At 73.6% G+C, this 21,032-nt stretch carries 20 protein-coding genes; 4 read left to right on the top strand and 16 right to left on the bottom strand.

From position 1 onward, the window contains the following. The first annotated feature begins 14 nt into the window (after window positions 1-14). The gene (locus Psi01_RS37165) at window positions 15-1,553 is read left to right on the top strand and encodes an AMP-binding protein (RefSeq protein WP_204068858.1); all 1,539 of its coding nucleotides are present in this window, start codon (window positions 15-17) and stop codon (window positions 1,551-1,553) included. Between the two features lie 84 nt (window positions 1,554-1,637). Here the strand turns inward: Psi01_RS37165 and Psi01_RS37160 are convergent, their stop codons facing one another. Continuing rightward, entirely contained in the window at window positions 1,638-1,892 is a 255-nt protein-coding gene (locus tag Psi01_RS37160) for a phosphopantetheine-binding protein (protein ID WP_204068857.1), read from the bottom strand. A 193-nt stretch (window positions 1,893-2,085) separates the two neighbouring features. Here Psi01_RS37160 and Psi01_RS37155 point away from each other — a divergent pair, with 193 nt between their 5' ends. The 3 genes from Psi01_RS37155 to Psi01_RS37145 are packed head-to-tail and all read left to right on the top strand — an operon-like array spanning window position 2,086 to window position 5,939. After that, window positions 2,086-3,831 (top strand): condensation domain-containing protein, encoded by a 1,746-nt coding sequence (locus Psi01_RS37155; protein WP_204068856.1) that lies wholly within the window; start codon window positions 2,086-2,088, stop codon window positions 3,829-3,831. A gap of 5 nt (window positions 3,832-3,836) precedes the next feature. Further along, on the top strand, window positions 3,837-4,727 hold the full coding sequence (locus tag Psi01_RS37150) for an LPD16 domain-containing protein (RefSeq protein WP_204068855.1): 891 nt from the start codon (window positions 3,837-3,839) through the stop codon (window positions 4,725-4,727). Window positions 4,728-4,733: 6 nt separating this feature from the next. Further along, the gene (locus Psi01_RS37145) at window positions 4,734-5,939 is read left to right on the top strand and encodes a cysteine desulfurase family protein (RefSeq protein ID WP_204068854.1); all 1,206 of its coding nucleotides are present in this window, start codon (window positions 4,734-4,736) and stop codon (window positions 5,937-5,939) included. On the opposite strand, the gene Psi01_RS37140 is transcribed toward Psi01_RS37145, so the two are convergent. The 15 genes from Psi01_RS37140 to Psi01_RS37070 are packed head-to-tail and all read right to left on the bottom strand — an operon-like array spanning window position 5,926 to window position 21,018. Continuing rightward, window positions 5,926-6,885 carry a hypothetical protein gene (locus tag Psi01_RS37140; RefSeq protein WP_204068853.1) on the bottom strand — a complete coding sequence of 320 codons (960 nt, stop codon included), beginning with the start codon at window positions 6,883-6,885 and terminating at the stop codon, window positions 5,926-5,928. The genes Psi01_RS37145 and Psi01_RS37140 overlap by 14 nt on opposite strands. Next, window positions 6,882-7,778, bottom strand: a complete 897-nt coding sequence (rfbA, locus tag Psi01_RS37135; RefSeq protein WP_204068852.1) for a glucose-1-phosphate thymidylyltransferase RfbA — start codon at window positions 7,776-7,778, stop codon at window positions 6,882-6,884. The genes Psi01_RS37140 and rfbA overlap by 4 nt, the downstream gene beginning before the upstream one ends. A 27-nt stretch (window positions 7,779-7,805) precedes the next feature. Next, entirely contained in the window at window positions 7,806-8,945 is a 1,140-nt protein-coding gene (locus Psi01_RS37130; protein WP_204068851.1) for an ABC transporter permease, read from the bottom strand. Next, the gene (locus Psi01_RS37125) at window positions 8,942-10,120 is read right to left on the bottom strand and encodes an ABC transporter permease (RefSeq protein WP_239128308.1); all 1,179 of its coding nucleotides are present in this window, start codon (window positions 10,118-10,120) and stop codon (window positions 8,942-8,944) included. Before Psi01_RS37125 ends, Psi01_RS37130 begins: the two co-directional genes overlap by 4 nt. Before the next feature lie 2 nt (window positions 10,121-10,122). Further along, a complete protein-coding gene (locus Psi01_RS37120; protein WP_204068850.1) occupies window positions 10,123-11,184 on the bottom strand; it encodes an ABC transporter ATP-binding protein in 1,062 nt (353 codons plus the stop codon). Continuing rightward, window positions 11,181-12,191: a right-handed parallel beta-helix repeat-containing protein gene (locus Psi01_RS37115; RefSeq protein WP_204068849.1), complete on the bottom strand. Its 1,011-nt coding sequence runs from the start codon at window positions 12,189-12,191 to the stop codon at window positions 11,181-11,183. Before Psi01_RS37115 ends, Psi01_RS37120 begins: the two co-directional genes overlap by 4 nt. Further along, window positions 12,188-12,688: a 4'-phosphopantetheinyl transferase superfamily protein gene (locus Psi01_RS37110; protein ID WP_204068848.1), complete on the bottom strand. Its 501-nt coding sequence runs from the start codon at window positions 12,686-12,688 to the stop codon at window positions 12,188-12,190. The genes Psi01_RS37115 and Psi01_RS37110 overlap by 4 nt, the downstream gene beginning before the upstream one ends. Continuing rightward, window positions 12,685-13,467, bottom strand: coding sequence for an alpha/beta fold hydrolase (locus Psi01_RS37105; RefSeq protein WP_204068847.1), 783 nt, complete (start codon window positions 13,465-13,467; stop codon window positions 12,685-12,687). Before Psi01_RS37105 ends, Psi01_RS37110 begins: the two co-directional genes overlap by 4 nt. 27 nt (window positions 13,468-13,494) lie before the next feature. Beyond that, a complete protein-coding gene (locus Psi01_RS37100) occupies window positions 13,495-14,346 on the bottom strand; it encodes a nuclear transport factor 2 family protein (protein ID WP_204068846.1) in 852 nt (283 codons plus the stop codon). Next, on the bottom strand, window positions 14,343-14,987 hold the full coding sequence (locus Psi01_RS37095) for a holo-ACP synthase (protein WP_204068845.1): 645 nt from the start codon (window positions 14,985-14,987) through the stop codon (window positions 14,343-14,345). Before Psi01_RS37095 ends, Psi01_RS37100 begins: the two co-directional genes overlap by 4 nt. Further along, on the bottom strand, window positions 14,984-15,889 hold the full coding sequence (locus tag Psi01_RS37090; protein ID WP_204068844.1) for an ACP S-malonyltransferase: 906 nt from the start codon (window positions 15,887-15,889) through the stop codon (window positions 14,984-14,986). The genes Psi01_RS37095 and Psi01_RS37090 overlap by 4 nt, the downstream gene beginning before the upstream one ends. Before the next feature lie 14 nt (window positions 15,890-15,903). After that, window positions 15,904-16,773, bottom strand: a complete 870-nt coding sequence (locus tag Psi01_RS37085) for an alpha/beta fold hydrolase (protein ID WP_204068843.1) — start codon at window positions 16,771-16,773, stop codon at window positions 15,904-15,906. Then, a complete protein-coding gene (locus tag Psi01_RS37080) occupies window positions 16,770-18,017 on the bottom strand; it encodes an FAD-dependent oxidoreductase (protein WP_239128307.1) in 1,248 nt (415 codons plus the stop codon). Before Psi01_RS37080 ends, Psi01_RS37085 begins: the two co-directional genes overlap by 4 nt. Further along, window positions 18,014-18,742 (bottom strand): nitroreductase family protein, encoded by a 729-nt coding sequence (locus tag Psi01_RS37075; RefSeq protein WP_204068841.1) that lies wholly within the window; start codon window positions 18,740-18,742, stop codon window positions 18,014-18,016. The genes Psi01_RS37080 and Psi01_RS37075 overlap by 4 nt, the downstream gene beginning before the upstream one ends. Further along, window positions 18,739-21,018 (bottom strand): beta-ketoacyl-[acyl-carrier-protein] synthase family protein, encoded by a 2,280-nt coding sequence (locus Psi01_RS37070; RefSeq protein WP_204068840.1) that lies wholly within the window; start codon window positions 21,016-21,018, stop codon window positions 18,739-18,741. The genes Psi01_RS37075 and Psi01_RS37070 overlap by 4 nt, the downstream gene beginning before the upstream one ends. Between the last annotated feature and the right edge of the window lie 14 nt (window positions 21,019-21,032).

Here is a 21,032-nt window from a genome sequence, read left to right as displayed (position 1 = left end):
TTCCGGAGAAGGCCATGGAACGCACCCTTTACCAGTGGTTCGCCGACTCCGCCGCCCGTCACGGCGAGCGGGTCGCCTTGGAGGTGGGCGGCGGCCGTCACACCTACGCTGAGCTGGAGTCGCTGTCGCGGCGGCTGGCCGCCGAGATCGCCGCGGCCTGCGGCGAGCCCCCGGCCAGGGTCGGCCTGTACGCGGCCCGCAGCCTCCTGGCCTACGCCGGCTACCTGGCGATCCAGCGGCTCGGCGCCACCGCGGTGCCGCTGAACCCGTCCGCGCCCGCCGCGCGCAACCGCGCCGTGGCGGCGGCGGCCGGGCTCGACCTCGTGCTCGCCGACGCCGCCCTCCCGCCGCCCGTGCTGCCCGCCGCCACGCTGGCGGTGCGCCTGGACCGGCTGGACGCCCCGCCGCGCGCCGTGCCCGACACCCTCCCGGCCCGCCCGGACGACCCGGCGTACGTGCTCTTCACCTCGGGGTCGACCGGCGCGCCGAAGGGCGTGCCGGTGCGCCACCGCAGCGTGGACGCGTACCTGTCGCATGTGGTCCCCCGCTACGAGCTGGGGCCCGGCTGCCGGCTGTCGCAGACCTTCGACCTGACGTTCGACCTGTCGGTGTTCGACATGTTCGCCGCCTGGGGCAGCGGGGCGACGCTGGTCGTGCCGGCCCCGTACGACCTGCTCAAACCCGTCGCCTTCGTGGCCCGCGAGGAGCTGACGCACTGGTTCAGCGTGCCGTCGGTGGTGTCGCTGGCCATGCGGCTGCGGCGACTGAAGCCGGGCGTGATGCCGTCGTTGCGGTGGAGCCTGTTCTGCGGCGAGCCGCTGACGCTGCTCCAGGCCGGGGCGTGGCGGCTGGCCGCGCCGGGGAGCGTCCTGGAGAACCTGTACGGCCCGACGGAGCTGACCGTCAGCTGCGCCCAGTACCGCCTCCCGGCCGACCCGGGGCGCTGGCCGGAGACCGCCAACGGGACGGTGCCGATCGGGACGCCGTACCCGCGGGTCGAGCACCTGGTGGTGGACGAGGAGGGGCGGCCGGCCGCCGAGGGCGAGCTGCTGCTGCGCGGCGTGCAGCGCTTCCCCGGGTACGCCGACCCCGGCGTGAACCCGGGCCGGTTCGCCTGCTTCGACGGTGTGAGGGCGCGCGAGGCGGTGACAGCCGGCGGGACGGCGGGCGGGACGGTCGCGCCGGACCTGTGGTACCGGACCGGCGACCGGGTGGCCTGGCGCGACGGCGTGCTGGTGCACCTGGGACGGCTGGACCAGCAGGTCAAGATCTCCGGGCACCGGGTGGAGCCCGGCGAGGTGGAGGCCGCGCTGCGGGGCCAGCCGGACGTGGTGGAGGCGGTCGTGCTGGCGGTGCGGGGGCGGGACGGCGAGCTGTGCCTGGAGGCGGCCTGCACGGGGACGGGGCTCGATCCGGTGGCGCTGATCAGGGGGGTGGCGCGGGTGCTGCCCGGCTACATGGTGCCGCGCTCGGTCACGATCCTGGACGAGCTGCCGCTGAACACCAACGGCAAGGTCGACCGCCGCGCCACCGCCGCCGCCCTGAACGCCTGAGACGCCGCGGATGCCCGGGGCGCTACGGATGCCTCAGGCGCCGCCACCCCGGCGGGGTGGCGGCGCGGGCGGACGGGGCGGGCGTCAGCGCAGCGGAGGCCACAGGCGGGACGACAGGGTGTCCCACAGGGAGCCGACCGTGTTGAACGTGGACTCGTTCAGCAGCTCGTCGGGCAGTTCCACCCCGTAGGTGTTCTCCACGTCCACGAGCAGCCGCACCACGCCCATCGAGTCGAGCCCGAGCGAGCCCAGTTCGTCCTGCGGCGCCAGCCGAGCCGCGTCCGCGTACGGCAGATGGGTCCTCAGAAGGCTCTGGAATCCATCGGGTATTTCCAACATGGCGGTGTACCCCCATCTCACGGAACCGTCCCCTTGAAAAGAGGTTTCCGGGAAACAGGGGCCCCGGTCAAGTAACCCCTACTGACAGGTTTTTCACCGCCGAACCGGCCATTGCGTGACCATTGCCGGGTGCCCGGGAAAAGCCAATCCTCAAGGTGTCCGGTTTCATGGAATCCGCCGAGGTGAAAGTCTCATGAAATCCGCCGGCCTGTGCTGGGGACAGCGCTACATGTGGCTGCGCGTCCACCAGCTTCCTCCCGAGCACCAGCACGAGACGCATGTGGTGCTGCGTTTCGAGGTGCCCGCGGGGATCACCGTCGCCCAGGCGAAGGCCATCCTCACCCATCTGACCCGGCGTCACGAGATCCTGCGGACGACGTACCGGCTCGACCCCGGGCCCGAACAGCACGTGGAAGCGCCGCGCCCGCTGCCGGTCCGGGTCGTCACCACGGAGCGGGACGGCGCACCCGGGCCCGCCGAGACCATCGAGGAACTGACCCGCAGGCCGTTCGATCTGGCCGGGGAGTGGCCGATCCGGGCCTGCCTGATCACCACAGGGGGTATGCCGAAGGCGTGCGTCCTGGTGTTCAACCACCTGGCCGTGGACGTCTGGACGCTGGGGGAGATCAAGCGGGAGCTGCGCACGCAGGCCGCCGGGATGGTCGCGCGCCGCCCGGCCGCGCTGCCCCCCGTCCGGCACCGGCCGGCCGAGCTGGCCCGCCACGAGGCGTCGGTGGACGCGGCGATCACGGCGGCGCGGGGGATGGCGTACTGGCAGGAGGAGGTGGCCCGCCTCCCCCGCGACCCCTTCGCCCGCCGGCGGGCGGAACACGGTCGCCACCCGGAACACGGTCGCCACCCGGAACACGGCGGCCGCCCGGAACAGCGCGCCCGCTCAGAACACGGTGACCACCCGGAGCACGGTGACCACCCGGCCCGGCACGCGACGCTGATCTCGCCCGCGATGCTCGAGGCCGCGCGGGAGGCGGCGGGGCGGCACGGGGTGTGGCCGTCGCTGGTGCACCTCGCCGCGTACACGGCCATGACCGCGGTCTACACCGGCGGCGACACGGTGGGGTTCCTGTCGTTCGTCAGCAACCGGGAGACGCATCCCTTCCCCGACGTGATGGCCTGTATGTTCTCCCCGACGCTCGTCCGGGTGGACTGCACGGGCGACCCGTCCTTCGGCGAGCTGCTCGGCCGCGTGGCCCGGGGTTTCGAGCGGGCGCGCGAGCACTCCTACGTCCCCTACGACGAGGTCGTCGAGATGGTCTCGCGCGAGGGGTCGCGGCGCGGCGGCCCGGTGCGGCTGGGGTCGGAGGTCAACTTCATCAAGCAGCGCACCATGGAGTACGGCGGCCGCCGCACCGCCTTCACCTGGAACCCGGTCCCGGAGTCGTGGGCCCACTGCGGGCTGGACACCTACCTGCGGATCGACGAGTGGCGCGACGCGGTCGCGCTCTCCCTGCACGCCATGTCGTCGGTCATGGACGCCGACGCCGTCGAACGGTTCCTGCGCGGCATGGAGCACCTGGTGCTGGCGGCCGGCGACGACCCCCGGCTCACCGACCTGGCGGCCTTCGCGTCCTTCGCCCCGGGGTCCGCCGTACCCCCCGTGTCCACTGCGTCCCCCGAGACATCCGAGCCCGCCGGGCTCCCCGGGCGAGCGCACCGGGCGAACCGCGAGGCCGTGCAGGCGCTGCTGGAGACCGTGCGGGACGCGCACGGTCTCGCCCACGTCAACCCGTCCGACAGCTACACGCTGGCCGGAGGCCGGGTCCTGCGCATCCCGCGGGTGCTGGCGGAGCTGCGCGGGCGCGGCTGGCGGGGACTCACCCTCCAGCAGCTCGCCGGTCCCGCGCCGCTGGGCGCGCTGGCCGCCCGCCTGGCCCCCGCCCCGCCGACCTCCACCAGCCGGATTCCCAGCGACAGGAAGTGAAGATCATGCCCCAGACCCTCAACAGCCAGGTGGTCAAGAGCCGCCGCCTGGTCGCCTCGGAGCAGGAACTGCGCGAGGCCATCGACCGCGAGCTGCCCGCCGCCGGCCTCGGCGACCTGGTCATCATGGGCGGCCACTTCATGCTGTTCGAGGACCCGCAGACGGGCCGGCTGACGCCCGGCGTCATCGAGGAACAGCGCGAGGAGACCATGCGCCGCCGCATCGCCGGCCGCGTGGGAGTCTTCCCCGGCTACACCTGGCGGATGTCGGTCGAACTGCTGCGGGGCTACGCCGCGGCGGGCGCCGACGTGCGGCTCCTGCTGCTGGTCAACGACTGGCAGTACGTGCCCGCCGGCGACCGCCCGGCGAGCGAGCTGCGCGCGGAGTTCTTCGCCGGCATGTCCGCGCTGCCGTCCTCCTACGAGAAGGCGCTGTGCGACGCCGGGCTCACCGGGGACATCGTGCTGCCCAGCCGCAAGCATCCCCTGGCCTTCCCCGAGACCTGGCTCAAGTACCGCTTCCAGAAGGCCGCCGACCGCCTCGTCAGGGCGGGCCGCCTGGAGAAGCGCTACCTCGACACCGGCCGGCGCGACACCGAAGTGGCCTTCCTGGACGCCGAGGGCAACTACCGGACGCTGATCAGCTGCGGCATCACCGGCTGCGCGGGCGAGATCACCGAGATGGTCTCGGAGGTGTACCGGGCCGGGCACCGCAACCTGCTGATCTTCGCGCCGGGCGAGTGCCTGCACCCTGTGGAGACCGGCGTGGACATCGCGCTCAGCCTGTACGACCTGCCCGGCATGCGCGTGGTCGTGGCGGACCCGGGCGGCAGCGGTGAGATGACCCACGACGAGATCTACGACAAGCTCGTCACCGTCAGCACCTTCCGGCGGTGACCCGCGATGAAGACGATCTACCTGGACGGCTGCGCGACCACCCGCGTCGACGACGAGGTGCTGGAGGCCATGCTGCCGTACCTGCGGGAGGAGTACGGCAACCCCTCCTCCCCGCACGCCATGGGCAAGCGGGCGCGGCGGGCGGTGGACGCCGCCGCCGAGTCCGTGGCCCGGCTGATCGGCGCCGACGCCGGCGAGATCGTGTTCACCTCGGGCGCGACCGAGAGCAACAACATCGCCCTGCTCGGCGCGTTCGCCCATGACGACGCCGCCCCGGTCAACGGGGTGTTCTGCCCCACCGACCACAAGTCGTCGCTGGCCGTCGGGCAGGCGCTGGCCGCCCGCGGCGTCGAGATCAGGACCATGCGGGTGCGCCCGAGCGGCCAGGTCGACCTCGGCCACCTGGCCGGGCTGCTGGACCTCGGCACCCGGGTGGCCACGGCCGCCTGGGTCAACAGCGAGATCGGCGCCGTGCAGCCGGTGCGGGCCATGGCCGCGCTCTGCCACGAGGCGGGCGCGCTGCTGCACGTGGACGGCGCGCAGGCGGCCGGTCGCGTCCCCATTGACGTACGCGACACGGAGCTGGACGTCCTGTCCCTGTCCGCACACAAGATCCGCGGCCCGAAGGGCGTCGGCGCGCTGTACGTGCGGCCGGAGATCCGCCACCGGCTGCGCCCGGTCATGTACGGCGGCGGCCAGCACGCGCTCCGCAGCGGCACCATCCCCACCCACCTGGTCGCCGGCCTCGGCAGGGCGTGCGAGCTGGCGGCCGAACGCCGGGAGGCCGAGTGGCGGCGGGTGCTCGAACTGCGCGCCACGGCCCTGGACGTGCTGAGGGCCGGGTTCCCGGGCGTGCGCGTCAACGGCGACCCGGACGTGAGCGTGCCGCACGTGCTGAACGTGGTGCTGCCCGGCGTGCGCGGCGAGAGCCTCGTCTCAAGCCTGCGTTCGGTGGCGCTGTCCACCGGCTCGGCGTGCAACTCCGGCTCCCAGGAGCCCTCGTACGTCCTGACCGCCATCGGCCTCGCCGCCGAGGACGCCAACAGCTCGGTACGGCTGTGCCTGGATCCGCGGATGCCGTTCGAGGACCTGGTGTCCGGCGTCGAGACGGTCGTGGAACGGGCCCGCGCGCTGGCCGGCGTGGCCCTGCCGTACGGCTTCGGGCCGGACAGCTTCGGGCCGGACAGCTTTGAGGAGGTCACTCCGCTGTGAGGTATTTCCTGGCGGCCTGCACTCCGGCCTGGAAGCGGCTGGTGGCGTCGAGATCGCGCATCATGGTGGCGATGTGCCGGCGGCAGCTGCGCACCGACATGCCGAGCTTCCTGGCCACCACCTCGTCGGTGTAGCCCTTGGCCATCAGCACGGCGATCGACTGCTGCAGGTCGTCGGCCACGCCCGCGTAGCCGAAGTCGATGCCCTCCAGCGGCGTGGCCGTCTCCCACAGGTGGTTGAACAGGTCGAGGAAGAACTGGGCGATGCCCTGGTTGTGCACGCGGGCGACGTTGGCCTCGGTGTCGTCCGCGCCGAACAGCACGACCAGCGAGCGGTCGAAGACGGTGGCCGAGCGCGGCACGTGGCTGACGGTGTAGACGGAGGCGCCCGCGTCGGTGAGCCGCTTCATCCGCATCCGGGTGCCGATGTCGGCCCGGTTGCGGTGCTGGCAGATGATGCGGACGGTCACTCCCCTGGCCAGCAGGTCGAGGTAGGTCTCCGACAGGTCCCCGACCACGCCGCCTCCCTGGAGCACCAGGACCTCGTCGCGGCAGGCGTCGCTGGCCGTCTTGAGGAAGCCCCGCACCTCCATGGCCCCCACCAGGTAGTCCACGGTGCTGCGGGACGCCTCCGGCGACGGCCGCACCAGACCGACGCGCTCCTTGATCTGGTCGATCAGCTCCCGCCGCCGGTAGATCTCACGCTCGACGGTGGACACCAGTGAGGCGGCGGCCAGCTCCGGGTCGACCGGCGCGTACCGCTCGCCGGCGCCGTCGTCGGGCCGCAGCAGGCGGCTGTCCACCAGATGGCACACGGCCTCCCGCATCTCCCCCACGTCGATGCCGAGGTCGGCCGCCGCCACCTCGATGGCCTCGATCGCGCCTTTGCGCTCGGCGTAGCGGTATACGTCCATCACATGGTCACGGGCGAACGACATCAACGTCATGATCTTTCCTCCTGCTGTGTGTTCCCGAATTGCTCGGCCACCGTGATCACGTACTGGCCGTAGGCGGAGGCGCCGAGGGCGACGCCGAGCCGGCGGCAGTCGTCGGCGCCGATGTAGCCCATGCGCAGGGCGATCTCCTCCAGGCAGGCGATCCGCACGCCCTGCCGCTGTTCGAGGAGCTGAACGTACTGCGAGGCCTGGAGCAGGGACTCCGGCGTGCCCGCGTCCAGCCAGGCGAAGCCGCGGCCCAGGTTGACCAGCTTCGCCTTGCCGCGCTCCAGGTAGGCGCGGTTGACGTCGGTGATCTCCAGTTCGCCCCGGGCGGACGGGGTGAGATTCTTGGCGATGTCCACGGCGTCGCCGTCGTAGAGGTAGAGGCCGACGACCGCCTGGTTGGAGCGGGGGCGGGCGGGCTTCTCCTCGATGGACAGCAGGCGGCCGTCGTGGCCGGCCTCGGCGATGCCGTACCGGTGGGGGTCGCGGACGGGATGGCCGAACAGCACGCAGCCGTCCACCCGGGAGCACTCCCGGCGGAGGAGCTCCTGGAAGTTGTGGCCGTGGAAGACGTTGTCGCCGAGGACGAGCGCGACCGGGCCGCCGCCGATGTGCTCGGCGCCGATGATCAGCGCCTCGGCGATGCCGTTCGGCTCGGGCTGCCCGGCGTAGGTGATGGACAGGCCGAGATGGGAGCCGTCGCCGAGCAGTCGTTCGAGCTGCGGCATGTCCGCGGGCGTGGTGATGATCAGGATGTCCCGGACGCCGGCCAGCATGAGCACCGACAGCGGGAAGTACACCAGGGGCTTGTCGTTGACCGGGAGCAGTTGCTTGGAGACGGCGAGCGTGACGGGCAGCAGCCGGGTGCCCCTCCCTCCGGCGAGCACGATGCCCTTCATCGCGTGCGCTCCTTTCTCGGACGGCTCTCAGAAGGCGGTCAGCGCCCGGCGGCGGAACAGGGCCAGGGCCGCGCCCAGCAGCAGGGCGGCCATCCCGGCCAGTACGGCGAGCTGGGGCAGCACCGCCGTCAGGCCCGTGCCCGGCCGGGCGAGCGTGAGCAGTGCGTCCATGCCCCAGGCGTGCGGGAACAGGTGGCCGATGGCGTTGATCACCTCGCCGGACGCCTCACGCGGCCACAGGCAGCCGCCGAGCATGCCCAGCACCACGCCGAGCGGCGGGCCGATGGCGGGGGCCTGGTCGGGCGCGTTCAGCAGGGTGCCGACCAGGAGCGCCGCGCCGGTGGCGACCAGCGCGAACACCACCACGACGGCCGCTACGCCGAGCGGGTCCCCCCACGTCACGCCGAACGCCAGCGCGCTCACCACGACGATCAGCACGGCCTGGGCGAGCGCCACGAGGAAACGGCTCAGCGCCTCGCCGAGCAGCACCGACGCCCGCCGGACGGGGGCGGTGAGCGCCCGCTGGAGCATGCCGAGCCGGCGGCTCTCGACCAGGGCGGCGGCCACGGCCATGGAGTTGATGAAGGTGAACAGCAGCAGGTTGGCCGGGGCGGTGTAGGCGAAACCGCGCGGGTCGGCGGCGCCGGCGGACCCGCCGGTGACGGCCACGCGGCCGGACTCCCGCTGGGCCTGCCGGACGTACTCGGCGGCCTGGGCGGGCGTGGCGCCCGCGGCGACGGCGGCCCTGGTGGCCTCCTGCACGGCGGCCACCCGGCCGACGGCCACGTCGATGGCGCTGCGGGCGGCCAGGCCGCTGCCGTTGGTCCGGGTGACGACGAGCTGGAGGCGGACGGGGTCGCCCGGGATGACCAGCCCGGCGGCCAGCGCGCCGGACCGCACGCCGGAGCGCAGGTCGTCGGCCGACCCCATCCGGGTGATCTCCAGGTCGGGGCGGCGGCCCAGCTCCTCCAGCAGGGCGGCGGTGACGGGGTCGGAGCTGTGCGCGACCACGCCGACGGGCAGGCGTCCGGTGCCGTTGCCGATGGCCATGCCGACGAAGACGATGGACACGAACGGCATGACCACCATGAAGAACAGGCCGACCCGGTCGCGGGCGTGCCGCCGCAGGTTGGCGGCCACCAGGGCCAGGACGGGGCGTGGGTTCACAGCAGCGTTCCCTTCTTCATCCCGAGCACGGCCAGACCGCCGGTGGCCAGCGCGATCGCGCACAGCACGGCGACCGGACCGGCGACGGCGGCCAGGCCCGCGCCGGAGCCGGCCAGCTCGGTCAGCGCCGTGGAGGTCCAGCCGTTGGGGGTGAGCAGCGCGGCGGCCTGGAGCACGCCGGGCAGGCTGTGCATCGGCACGAGGCTGCCGCCCAAAAAGGCCATGACGAACGACACCACCATGATCACGCCGTCCGCCTGGGCGTCGGTCTTCACCCGGCTCGTCACCAGCATCGTGATCGCCGCGGCGGCCAGCACGTGCGCCAGCAGCACCGCGAACACGGCCGGCGGGTCGCCCCACGTCGCCCCGGACACCAGCACGGACGCCGCCCAGGTGACGCACACGCTGACCAGCGCCAGCGCGAACCCCACCGCGGCCTTGCCCGCGAACGGCACCCACACCGCCAGCGGCCCGGCGCGCATCCGGTCGAGCGTGCCGAGTTTGCGCTCGGTGAGCAGACCGCGGAAGGAGGCTCCGACCACGAAGAACGCGAACAGCGCCGCCATGCCGGAGCCGTAGTGGACCGACAGGTCGACCTTGCCGCCGGACAGCGGGTCGTCCTCCAGCGCCGGCGCCGGTCCCGCCGCGCCGTTGCGCTCCACCAGTTCCTTGACCTCGTCGCCGGGCAGCCCGGCCTTCAGCACGGCCCGCACCGCCAGCGTCCTGGCGTCCACCAGCGCCGAGATGCGGTCCACGATCGCCCGCGCCACCACCCCGGCCAGGGGGGACTCCGGCGAGGTCAGGACGGACACGTCGCCGCCGCGCCCCTCCCCCACGCTGTGGCTGAACCCGGCGGGGAAGACGATCGCCGCGCCGATCTCGCCGTCGTCCAGAGCCCGCTGCGCCTCCTGCCGGCCCGGCAGGTCGCGCAGCGTCACGCTGCCCTTCAGCTCCTGCGAGCCCATCACCTCGCGGCGCACGCTCGCGGGGAACTCGCCGCGGTCCAGGTCCACGAACCCCACCGTGGCCCGCAGCGGCGGGTCGTCGCCGCCGAGCGCCACGCTGAACAGCGTGGCCAGTGTGACCGGGACGATCAGCGCGATCACCAGGGCTGTGCCGTCGCGCAGCCGGGTCCGCAGCTCCAGCGCGCCCACCGCGGCGAGTGCTCTCCACATGGTCAGTCCCGAAGGGTGGAGCCGGTCAGGTGCAGGAACGTGGCCTCCAGGTCGGGCTCGATGACCTGGGTGGCCGTCACCGTGGCGCAGCCGTCCACGGCGGTGATGAGCGCGGGGAGCAGGTGCCGCCCGCCCTCGGTGAGCAGCCGGATCGACGTGGCGCCGGTCATCGCCGCCTCGATCACGCCCTCGACCGCGCGCAGCTTGGCCAGCGCCGTCTCCAGGTCGCCCTCCAGTGACAGCTCCACCTTGTCGGCGCCGCCGACCAGCGCGATCAGCTCGCGGCGGGTGCCCTCGGCGATGATCCGGCCGTGGTCGATGATCGCCACCCGGTCGCAGACGCGCTCCACCTCCTCCATGTAGTGGGAGGTGTACAGCAGCGACATGCCCTCGCCGACCAGGTGTTCGACGCCGTCCAGGATCGCCTTGCGGCTCTGCGGGTCCACGCCCACGGTGGGCTCGTCCAGGATCAGCACCTCGGGCCGGTGCAGGAGCGCGGTGCCGATGTTGATGCGCCGCTTCATGCCCCCCGAGTACGTCTTGAGCCTGTCGTCGGCGCGGCCCCCCAGCCCCACCAGGTCGAGCACCTCGTCGATGCGCCCGGCCAGCTCGCGGCGGGGCAGGCCGAACAGGCGGCCGAAGAAGCGCAGGTTCTCGCGGCCGGTCAGCTCCGGGTAGAGGGCGATCTCCTGCGGGACGTACCCGATCCTGGCCTTGGCTCGCATCGGGTCGGCCGCCAGGTCCACGCCGCACACGCGCACGTGACCGCTGTCGGGACGGAGCAGGCCCACGAGCATGGAGATCGTGGTGGTCTTGCCCGCGCCGTTGGGACCGAGCAGCCCGTACGCCTCGCCTGGCGCGATGTCGAAGCCGACGTCCTGAACGGCGTGGACGTCGCCGTAGCGCTTGCTCAGGCCGCGGCAGGAGAGAGTGGGCGGGGTGGGGGTCGCGGGCGTCGGCTCAGGTGCGGACGTGTGCCCGGGTACGGACGTCGGCTCGGGCGCGATCACCGGCTCGGGTGCCGACGCCGGGTCGGGTGCGATCACCGGCTCGGGCGCGGTCATCGGGTCCACCCCCGTGCGTCGGCGGGGTCGCCCTTGTCGGCGGTGTTGGCGGCGGACACCTGGCGGTCCGGGTCCGCGCCGAGCTGGTAGTCCAGCGGGGTGTTGCCGTGCACGCGGTTCCACAGCACATGCGTGTCCAGCACGTCGTCGCCGCCCCAGCCCTTGGAGGAGCCCATGACGAAGGCCGCCCCCATGACCGACTCGCCGCTCGGGTGGTTGTCGTGGATGTGGTTGTCCACGACGCTGACCCGCCGGGTCCCGATCAGCGCGAGGCCGACGCCGGACATCGGCGGGCCGGCCGCGCCCAGGCCGTCCGGCTCGGCGCCGGCGGCCAGGCCGTTGCCGTACAGGTCGTTGCCCGCCACCAGGCAGTCGGTGACGCCCCCCGGCGGCTCCCCCTCGTAGACCTGGTTGAGCAGGAGCATGCCGACCGCGTTGCCGTGGCAGGCGTTGCGCAGCGCCCTGACGCCCGAGGAGTTGTCGACGAACACGCCGAACGCGTTGGTGTGGCACTCGTTGCCCGCCACCAGGTGGTCGGACGGCGGGCAGAAGCTGAGCGCGGCGCCCGCGTACTGGCTGCCGGAGGCACGGCAGTCCATGATCCGGCATCCGGTGGACTCGCGCAGGTAGACGCCCCAGACGGCGTTGCCCGCAGCCTCGACGCGGCGCACGGTGACGCCGGCGACGGAGTGCGCGTACACGCCCGCCCCGGAGAACCCGCGCACCGTCAGCCCCTCGATCCGCACTCCCGCCAGGTCGTCGCCGTAGACGGTGACCCCGCTGACCACGTCCTCGGCGGCGTCGTGCAGCCGCGGCACCCCGGACGGCGTGATCTCGCCGGGCTCCAGCGTCGTCCTGCCGGGGCCCGCGCCGCTGAGGGTCACACCGGAATGCCTGATCCACACGCTCTCGGCGAAGACGCCCTCCGCCAGGGTGACGTGCGCCCCGGGACCCGCCTCGTCCAGCGCCCGCTGGACCGACTCTCCCGGCCGGACGGTTCTCCTCATGACGGCACCCCTTCCTGCTCGACGTAGACGATCGCCAGCGCCACGAACAATCCCTGGCTCTCCCCCCACCGGGCGGCCCCCACAGGCGTGCCGCTCCTGAGACGGACGAGGGCGGCCCGGGCGCTGGCGCCGCGGACGGCGTAGGCGGCGCCGTCGGCCAGGAAGACGCCCGCGGAGGCCGCCAGTTCGTCCGCCGCCTCATCCAGCAGGGCCGCGACCCAGGCGGGCACCGGATCGGGCAGCGCCTCGAAGTCGTGCCAGGTGAATCCCTCCGGGCGGATGCCGACGGCCTTGATCAGGCTCTCCTTGACGGAGAACGCCGCCACGCCGGGGCCCAGCGCCCGCTCGGCCGGGGTGGTGATGTGCCGGGTGAACACCTCGCCGCCGCGGGCCGCCGCCCGCGCCAGCCGGTCGCACTCCACGATGTCCACCCCCATCAGCGCGGTCGGATCCCCCCGGCGGACAGCGGGAACGGCCGGGTGCGCGGAGGTGTTCACGTGAGGGCTCCGGCGCAGCGGATGACGAACCGTTCCAGTGCCGCGGTGTATCCCTCGGCACACTCGACCATGGGGATGTGGCCGCTGTCCTCCACGACCAGGACCTCCGCATCCGGATGGCCGGCCAGCACCTCCAGCCACGGCGCGACCGGGGTCATCCGGTCGTGGCGGCCCCAGACGTACAGGGAGGGGCACCGGACGCGCTCCAGCGCGGGCCCGACCTGGTACCGGCGGGTGGCCTTGATGCTGCGCGCCATGCTCACCATCGACTCCGGCCGCTCCAGCAGGGCGCCCGCCTCGGCCATGCGCTCGGGGGCGAAGTGGCTGCGCCCGCTGTGGAACAGCGCGGCCACCATGCGCTCGCCGAAGTCCTCCCCGAAGGGCCGCACACTGCCGCGCCGGTCGAAACTCAGCCCCACGTCGGGGTCGGGGGTGAGGCCGGGGGCGCCGCTCACGACGATCCCCCGCACCCGGTCGGGATGACGTCCCGCCAGGTCGATGGCCACCAGCCCGCCCAGCGAGTTGGCGCACACCACGGCGTCCCCGACGCCGGCGTCGTCGCAGGACCGCAGCAGCGCGTCCCCGAGCCGTTCGATCGATCCGGCGACCTGGCGGTCGAGGGCGCAGATGGCCTCGTTCGTGCGCAGCACCGGCCACCCCTGCGCCGACAGCCGCAGGAACGGGTGGTCCCAGATCCAGCCGCCGGCGAACAGCGCGGACATGAACACCACGGCCGGTCTGCCGTCACCGGGCCGGTGCTCGGCGGTGAATTCCAACATCGAGGTCTCCAGATCGCTCGGCGGGTCTCACAGGGTCGGGGCGTCGCCGGGTGTCCAGCCGCACGGGCAGGACGTGTCCGCGCCGGTCGCGACGACCGCCGCGCAGTCCGGGCAGCGGGCGTAGTCGCGGGCGTGGATCGGCCGCCACACGCTGGTGTGGACGCGGGTGCACAGGCCGCTCTTGAAGAAGCGGCGCACGGCGCGCCGGTGGGGGTTGGCGTGGACGGCGCGCACGGACTCGGGCCGGTCGAAGGCGCTCAGCGTGTACTTGCGGTCGCCGATGTCGAACGTGCTCACGCCGAGGAAGCCGCGGGTCGCGCGCAGAGAGTCGACGATCTTCACGCTGAGCAGGTCCACGTCGGCGGCCTCGGCGTCGTCGCGTACCTCCAGCCAGGTCAGGACGAGCGCGCCGGGGCGCTCGGCGCGGCCGGTGGAGGTGCGGGAGCTCACGCCGAACTCGCGCGTCCCGCCGGACTCGGGCACGAACCGCGCGCCGTAGCCGAGCGCCCCGGTCAGCGCCAGCCGGTCGAAGTCGCGCCGTACGTGCGCGCCGTCCGCGTCCACGGTCACCAGGTCGGTGCCGTGGACGGTGACGGCACCGCCCGTGGCGGGGATGCCGAGGTAGGTGTCCCGGTGGTCGGCTGTGAGCGTCCAGGAGACGACGGCCGCGTCGGCGTCCCCGAGCACGCGTCCGGCCTCGAAGCGCGGGTTGCGGAAGCGCCCCAGCACGGCGGCGGCGTACGCGGTCAGCTCCGCACCGCCCACCGGCCCGCCGGAGTCGGGGTCGGAGAAGGAGGCGACCGTGGCGGTGACGGCCTCGGGCGCGCCGTCGCACCAGGCCAGCAGGTGCTCCTCCGCGATCTTCCTGGCGTCCGTCACCGGTCCTCCTCGTTCTCGGGAGAGCGGGCCGCGTCCTCAAGCGGCTGGACCTTGTCCTCAAGCGGGTGGGCCGCGTCCTCAAGCGGGTGGGCCGCGTCCTCAAGCGGGTGGGCCGCGTCCTCAGGCAGGCGGGCGGTGCGGAGGGCGACGGCGAGAGCGCGCTGGGCGGTGTGGCTGAGCGAGACGCGGATGCTGCCGGAACCGCCGAGCCCGGCCAGCCGGCCGGTGAGGCGGACGGCCGGGGGGTGCCCGGTGAGGCAGGCGGCGTCACCCCGGCAGACCGGGGTGGGCTCGGGCAGCACCTCCACCTGCCCCAGGCGCTCGGCTGTGGGCGGCACGCCGAGCAGGCGCAGCACCGCGCGCTTGGCGGCCAGCCGCCCCGCCCAGTGCTGGAGGGTGCGCCCGCCGGCGGACCTGACCCGCTCGGCGGGCGTGAAGACCTCCTCCAGCGACATCGCGCCGACCAGTTCCTGCGGCCGTGCGAGCCCCGCGTACCCGACGACGGCGCTCCCCCAGCGGCTCGGACCGTCCCGGCTCACACCGCTTCCCCAGCCGCCGGACACGCTGCTCCCGCTCACGTCTCTCCCCCAGCCGCCGGACACGTTGCCTCCGCCCACGCCGCCGCCCGCGCCCGCGCTCATGCCGCCACCGTCTTGGCCAGGCGGCGCAGGGCGCCCGGGTCGGCCATGCTGAGGCAGCGGGCCTCGGCGCGGCGGGACAGGCCGGCGAGCACCTTGCTGTCGCCGACCTCCACTCCGGGCGCGACGGCGTCGATCACGGTGACCGTGCGCGTCCACAGCACCCGGCCGGTGAGCTGGGCGATCAGGGCCTCCCGCAACGTGCCCAGGTCGGTGGTCGGCTCGCCGGTGACGTTCGGCACGACGGGCACGCGCGGCTCCCGCATCGGGGCCTGCCGTACGGCCTCGGCCCATCCCGGCACGGCGGCCGCCATCAGCGGCGAGTGGAAGGCGTTCCCCACCCGCAGCGTAATGATCTTGGTGGCTGCGGTGGCGAGCGCGGTCAGCCGGTCGAGGGCGGGCAGCGCCCCGGAGACGACCACGTGCCCCGGCGCGTTCTCCAGCCCCACCACGACCGGCTCCCCCGGTTCGGAGGCGAGCGCGGCCAGGTCCTCCACCTGCTCGACCGGCAGCCCCATCACGGCCCGCATGCCGCCGATCTCCCCCACCCCGGCCATGAGCCGCGCGCGGATCCCGACCAGCCGTACCGTGTCGTCGAAGGTCAGCACCCCGGCGGCGTGCAGGGCGCTCAGCTCGCCGACGCTGTGCCCGGCCACGACGGCGGGCTCGTACCCCTCCTCCTCCAGGACGGTCAGCGCGGCCAGGTTGCAGGCCGTCACCGCCACCTGGGCGTGCTCGGTGGCGACCAGCCGATCCATGGGCCCGCGGGCGCACAGCGGCGAGATCGGCCGCGTCAGCAGCGCGTCGAACCGGTCCAGCCGCTCCCGCGCGGCGGGACGGCGGCGCAGCCACGCGCCCATGCCGACGCGGACGGTCCCCTGACCGGGAAAGAGATAGCCGAGCATGCGATGAACACCTTTCAGAGGCGACGGCGCGGACGCCGTTCCTCGTGCGCGGGCCGCTCGGTGCCGAGGAAGCCGAGCAGCAACTTGTTGACCTGGTCGGGGGCGTCGAGGGGCAGCCAGTGGCCGGCGTCGTCGACGCGCTCGTACCGCCAGGGGCCCTTGACGAACTTGCCGGAGGCGGCCATGCCCTCCTCCAGCAGCGCCTTGTCCCCCGCTCCCCAGATGCCGAGCGTCGGCGCGAGCACGGGCGGGAAGGGACGGGCGGGGCGCAGCTCGGCGGCGGGCGAGCGGTTGGCGCGGTACCAGTTGAGCCCGGCCGTCAGCGCGCCGGGCCTGGCCAGGTCGCGCAGATAGCGGTCGTAGTCGCCGTCCCGGCCCATGATCTCCTTGAACAGCCGCCACCCGTTGCGCCGCAGCAGCTCCTCGCTCACGCCGGGGAACTGGTAGAAGAGCATGTACCAGGAGGCCGCGCGCTGCTCCAGCGACGGGTTGGCGAACACCCCGGGGTGCCCGACCGACAGCACCGCCAGGTGGTCGATGCGCCGCGGCATGAGGAAGGCGTACATCCAGGCGATGGCCGCGCCCCAGTCGTGGCCCACCAGGTGGGGCCGTTTGACGCCGAGCTTCATGGTCAGGGCGACGACGTCGTTGACGATGGTCTGCATGCCGTACGCCTCGACCTCCTGCGGCTTGCCGGAGTCGCCGAAGCCCCGCAGGTCGGGCGCGATCACCCGGAATCCGCCCTCGACCAGGGCGGGGATCTGGTGCCGCCACAGATGGGAGGAGTCGGGGAACCCGTGCAGCAGGATGACGGCCTCGCCCTCGCCCTCGTCCACGTAGGCCAGCTCCACGTCGTTGACCCGGATGAACTTCTTCTCAGTCATGCCGTCTCCCTGAACAGCCGCTCGGCGAAGAACTCGCTGAAACCGAACTCCGGTACGTCCTCTGGGGCGACCATGTTGAGCAGCCCGGTCACCTGCGCGGCGAAGTTCTTCGCCATGAGCCTGCGCACCCGCCGCCGCCGCTCGACGGCCGCCGGGCCGAACTCGACGTGCAGCCTGCTGATGATGGAGGCGCCGAAGTCCAGCCGCTCCAGGCGGAAGTTCCGCTCCTCCACGTACGGGGTGAACGCCTTGGGCGACCAGTCGCCGGAGGTCAGCAGGATGTCGCAGACGGTACGGGAGTCGCGCATCGCGCAGGACAGGCCGGTGCCGAGCACGGTGTCGGCGTTGCCCGCCTCGTCGCCGATCAGCACCACGCCCTCGACCACGGGCGGCACCTCGGGGACGCTGGACACCGACGGCCACACCGACAGCGGCCCGGCCGGCACCGCCTCGGTGACCGCCTTGCCCCGGTCGGGCAGGCAGTCGAGCTCGAACGCGGCCAGGAACCGCTCCACACCGCCCGGCCCCCGGTAGCGGTGCTTGTTGACGGTGGGGAAGTTCAGATAGAGGCGGGCGCGGCCGTACCCCTGGGGGAAGACCATGAACATCACGTCGCCCTCGGTGCCCATGGCCTGCACGTCGGCCGGCCAGGAGTCCAGGCCCTCGACCATCATGCCGCCGCCCCAGTGGTGCATGGAGTTGCGCATGGTGACGCCGATCTGACGCCCGACGGTGTTGCCGCGCCCGGTCGCGCCGAGCACGATGCGGGGCCGCAGCTCGTGCGCGCCCCCGGGCGTCAGGTACGTCACCACCGGCCGCGGCCCGGCGGTGACCCCGATCTTGGCGGCGTCCATGACCAGGCGGGCCCCGGAGGCCACGGCCTGCTCGGCCATCAGCTCGCACACGCTGTGGTGCGGGAAGGACATCGGGCCGCCGATGCCCGGGATGAACCGGGTCATGTCCACGGCCTCGACCTCGTCCTCGGCGACGGCCTCGTCCCAGGTCATCCACTCGCGGATCTCCCAGCCGCCGCCGGCGGAGAAGCAGTCGTACACGCCGAGCCGCTGGGCCTCCCTGATGCCCCACGGCGCCAGCCACTCGCCGCGCACCAGGTCGCGGTAGGCATCCTGCTTCTCCAGCAGAACCACCGACAGCCCGCCGGCGGCCAGCCTGCAGGCCGCCGACGCGCCGGAGATGCCGCCGCCGACGATCACGACGTCGGGCTGTTCGGGTCGTCGGGTCACGTCCCCCACCTCTCCCAGTACGTGCGTTCCTTGGCGCTGTGGCGGTCGGCGGGACGGAAGTCGGTGCCGACCGTGTAGGCGACCGGGATCATGCACACCTGCGTGACCCCGGAGGGGATGCCGAGCAGCCGCCCCACGGCGCGTTCGTGCGGGACGTGCAGGCAGGTGATCGTGCTTCCCAGGCCCCGGCTGCGCAGGGCGAGCTGGAAGGACCAGATCGCCGGGAAGATCGAGCCGTAGAAGATGCTGGCCCGCGTCTCGCCGTGCTGGACCTGGTGGCCGGGGTCCTCGGGGACCTTGTCCGACATCCGCTCGCGCCAGGCGGCGTTGATGGCCGCGACGTCCGGCGGGCGGCCGAGCACGCACGGGATGACCAGCATGGGAACCTTGGCGATCATCTCGATGAGCGCCTGCGCCGAGTCGTGGTTGCGGCGGGCCTGCCGGTGGTGGCGGCGCCGGCCGGCCCTCGTCCAGATGTCGTTGAGGTGGAACTGCCACGACGAGCGGATCATCTCGGCCAGCCGCGCCTTGGCGTCGGGCTCGGTGACGACCAGCCAGCGCCAGTTCTGGTGGTTGTTGGCGGTGGGCGCCTGGACGGCGACCTCCAGGCACTCCTCGACGACCTGGCGGGGAACGGGTCGTTCCAGGTCGAGGCGGCGGCGTACGGACCGGGTGGTGGTCAGCAGCCGGTCCGTCTCGGCCACGTCGAACGGGGGCGTGCTCATACGGCCTCCAGCAGCACCGCACCGCGTACCGAGCCGTGGGCGGCGGTCAACGCCAGCGCGCGGCGTACCGGTGCGGGCAGGTCCGGTTTGGTCACGTACGAGCCGAGAGTCCCGGCGCGCGGGGCGGTGAGCCCGGTCAGCGCGGGTGCGATCTGCTCGCGCAGCGCCAGGGCGGCCAGGAGGAGGTTCATGGCGCCGGTGGCCGCCTGGCAGTCGCCGGTCAGCCCGGCCGAGGCGGTCAGCAGCGCGCCCGGCGCGCAGCCGAGCACCGCGGCGGCCTCCTGCCCGTCCTCCGGCCCACCGGTCCCGGCCCCGATCACCAGCTCCGCCGGCCCGGCCCCGGACACCGGCAGTTCACGCAGGACCGCCTCGGTCCCGGTGCCGGTGGTGTGCGCGGTGCCGGTCACCGTCGCGTACGCCCTTCCCGCCCGTCCCGCGCAGTGCTCGGCGGACTCGACCACGAAGGCCACGGCCGCCGACCCGGGCACGGGCGCGGCCGTACTCTCTCCGTACGGGACCGGCGGGTCCGAGGCCGGGGCGGGGGCGGTCGTCTCGTCGGCGGCGACGACCAGGACCACTTCGGCCTTGCCCGCCCGGATCATCTCCAGCGCGCAGTCGAGGGCGATCGAGGCCGACGCGCCGCCGTTGCAGATCGTCGTGGTGGGCCCGCGCAGGCCGAGCGTCTGGCAGACCGCACCGCCGGTGGCGTTCAATACGACGTTGGAGAAGCTCAGCACGGCGGGCTTGTTCGGGTTGAGCGCGATGCTCTCGTCGAACCCGCCGGTGCTCTCCGCCGATCCCGCCGCGGTGGCGAACACGAGCCCCACCTCGTCCAGCGCCTTCCTGGGGAGCTTCAGCCCGGCGTCCTCCCAGGCCAGACGGGAGGCGGCGATGGCCATGCGGGACAGGTGGTTCATGTGCCGCCACAACGAGCGCGGGGCGTACGTGCGCCCGTCCAGCGACGGCGGCCTGCCGGGCTCCTGCAGCCCCGTGGCGACGGCCTCGGCGACCTCGGCGATCCCGGCGCCGACCCCGGTCACCGGCCCGAGACCGGTGATCACGGCGGCGCGGTGCGGCAGCCCGTCGTACGGGCGCGGGCCGCGGGGCCGGGTCAGCACGAGCGAGACGTTGTTTCCGCCGAAGGCGTAGTTGTTGGAGACGACCGTGTCGATCGTCATCGGCCGCGCCGCGTTGGGCACGAAGTCCAGATCGGCCGCGGCCGGTTCGTCCTCGAAGCCGATCGTGGGCGGGGCGACGCCGTGCTGCAGCGCCAGCACGCTCGCCACCGCCTCCACCGCGCCCGCCGCGCCCAGCGTGTGGCCGACGAACGACTTGATGCTGCTGGTGGGCACCCGCCCGGCGCGCTCGCCGAAGACCAGGCGCATGACCTTGGCCTCCATGGTGTCGTTGGCTGGGGTGCCGGTGCCGTGGCCGCTGACGTAGTGCACGTCGGCGGAGGTGAGACCGGCGTCGGCCAGGGCGCGCCGTACCGCGCTGGCCCCGCCCCGGCCGGTGGGGTCGGGGGCGGTGGCGTGGTAGGCGTCGGCGGACAGGCCGTAGCCGGCCACCTCGGCCAGCGGGGTCGCGCCCCTGGCCAGGGCCAGGTCCAGCGGCTCCAGCAGCAGGAACGCCGCGCCCTCGCCCAGGTTGAGCCCGTCGGAGCTGCTGTACGGGCGGCAGGGGCCGGTGCTCAGCGCCTGCAGCCCGGCGAAGCCCGCGTACGTGCCGAACAGCAGCGGGTCGACGCCGCCCGCCAGCACCGCGTCCGCCTCGCCGGTGAGGATCTTGTCCCTGGCCAGGCCGACCGCGTTGCCCCCGGCCGCGCAGGCGGTGGAGACCAGGATGCGCGGCCCGAGCAGCCCCAGCCGGTCGGCCACCACGTCGGCCGTGCGGTGCATGGGCTGGTAGCGGCCCGCCGCGTCGGGCGTCGCCTGGCACTTGCCGAGGATGATCCCGAGCCGCCCGGGATCGGGCCGCCCGGGGTCCGTGCCGGGATCGCGGGAGACGAGACCGGCCTGTCCGACGGCCTGGCGGGCGGCGACGAGCGCGAGCCTGGCCGTACGGTCCCGGCCGCGGTCCTCCTGCGGGAGCTGGTCGTCGATCCACGCGTCCGGCACCTGGCCCGCGTACCGGGCGGTGAACACGGCGAACGCCTCGTCCTCGATGGGGGTGAGTCCGCCCTGGCCGGCGGTGAGCCGCCGCCAGAACTCGGCGGGGTCGCGGCCGGCCGCGCAGATGATGCCCAGGCCGGTGACCACGACGGGCCGCAGCGCCATGCTTGCTCTCCTTA

This window comes from Paraplanobispora siamensis (assembly GCF_016863175.1).
In the GTDB taxonomy this organism is placed as follows: Bacteria; Actinomycetota; Actinomycetes; order Streptosporangiales; family Streptosporangiaceae; genus Planobispora; species Planobispora siamensis.
The sequence above is the reverse complement of the archived record's forward strand: the minus strand, read 5'-3'. Positions and strand labels throughout refer to the sequence as shown.

Excerpts from the sequence above, each read along its gene's own strand:
- Psi01_RS37165 (WP_204068858.1), top strand. The coding sequence starts at position 15 with ATGGAACGCACCCTTTACCAGTGGTTCGCCGACTCCGCCGCCCGTCAC.
- Psi01_RS37160 (WP_204068857.1), bottom strand. The coding sequence starts at position 1,892 with ATGTTGGAAATACCCGATGGATTCCAGAGCCTTCTGAGGACCCATCTG.
- Psi01_RS37155 (WP_204068856.1), top strand. The coding sequence starts at position 2,086 with ATGAAATCCGCCGGCCTGTGCTGGGGACAGCGCTACATGTGGCTGCGC.
- Psi01_RS37150 (WP_204068855.1), top strand. The coding sequence starts at position 3,837 with ATGCCCCAGACCCTCAACAGCCAGGTGGTCAAGAGCCGCCGCCTGGTC.
- Psi01_RS37145 (WP_204068854.1), top strand. The coding sequence starts at position 4,734 with ATGAAGACGATCTACCTGGACGGCTGCGCGACCACCCGCGTCGACGAC.
- Psi01_RS37140 (WP_204068853.1), bottom strand. The coding sequence starts at position 6,885 with ATGACGTTGATGTCGTTCGCCCGTGACCATGTGATGGACGTATACCGC.
- rfbA (WP_204068852.1), bottom strand. The coding sequence starts at position 7,778 with ATGAAGGGCATCGTGCTCGCCGGAGGGAGGGGCACCCGGCTGCTGCCC.
- Psi01_RS37125 (WP_239128308.1), bottom strand. The coding sequence starts at position 10,120 with ATGTGGAGAGCACTCGCCGCGGTGGGCGCGCTGGAGCTGCGGACCCGG.
- Psi01_RS37120 (WP_204068850.1), bottom strand. The coding sequence starts at position 11,184 with ATGACCGCGCCCGAGCCGGTGATCGCACCCGACCCGGCGTCGGCACCC.
- Psi01_RS37115 (WP_204068849.1), bottom strand. The coding sequence starts at position 12,191 with ATGAGGAGAACCGTCCGGCCGGGAGAGTCGGTCCAGCGGGCGCTGGAC.
- Psi01_RS37105 (WP_204068847.1), bottom strand. The coding sequence starts at position 13,467 with ATGTTGGAATTCACCGCCGAGCACCGGCCCGGTGACGGCAGACCGGCC.
- Psi01_RS37095 (WP_204068845.1), bottom strand. The coding sequence starts at position 14,987 with ATGAGCGCGGGCGCGGGCGGCGGCGTGGGCGGAGGCAACGTGTCCGGC.
- Psi01_RS37090 (WP_204068844.1), bottom strand. The coding sequence starts at position 15,889 with ATGCTCGGCTATCTCTTTCCCGGTCAGGGGACCGTCCGCGTCGGCATG.
- Psi01_RS37085 (WP_204068843.1), bottom strand. The coding sequence starts at position 16,773 with ATGACTGAGAAGAAGTTCATCCGGGTCAACGACGTGGAGCTGGCCTAC.
- Psi01_RS37075 (WP_204068841.1), bottom strand. The coding sequence starts at position 18,742 with ATGAGCACGCCCCCGTTCGACGTGGCCGAGACGGACCGGCTGCTGACC.
- Psi01_RS37070 (WP_204068840.1), bottom strand. The coding sequence starts at position 21,018 with ATGGCGCTGCGGCCCGTCGTGGTCACCGGCCTGGGCATCATCTGCGCG.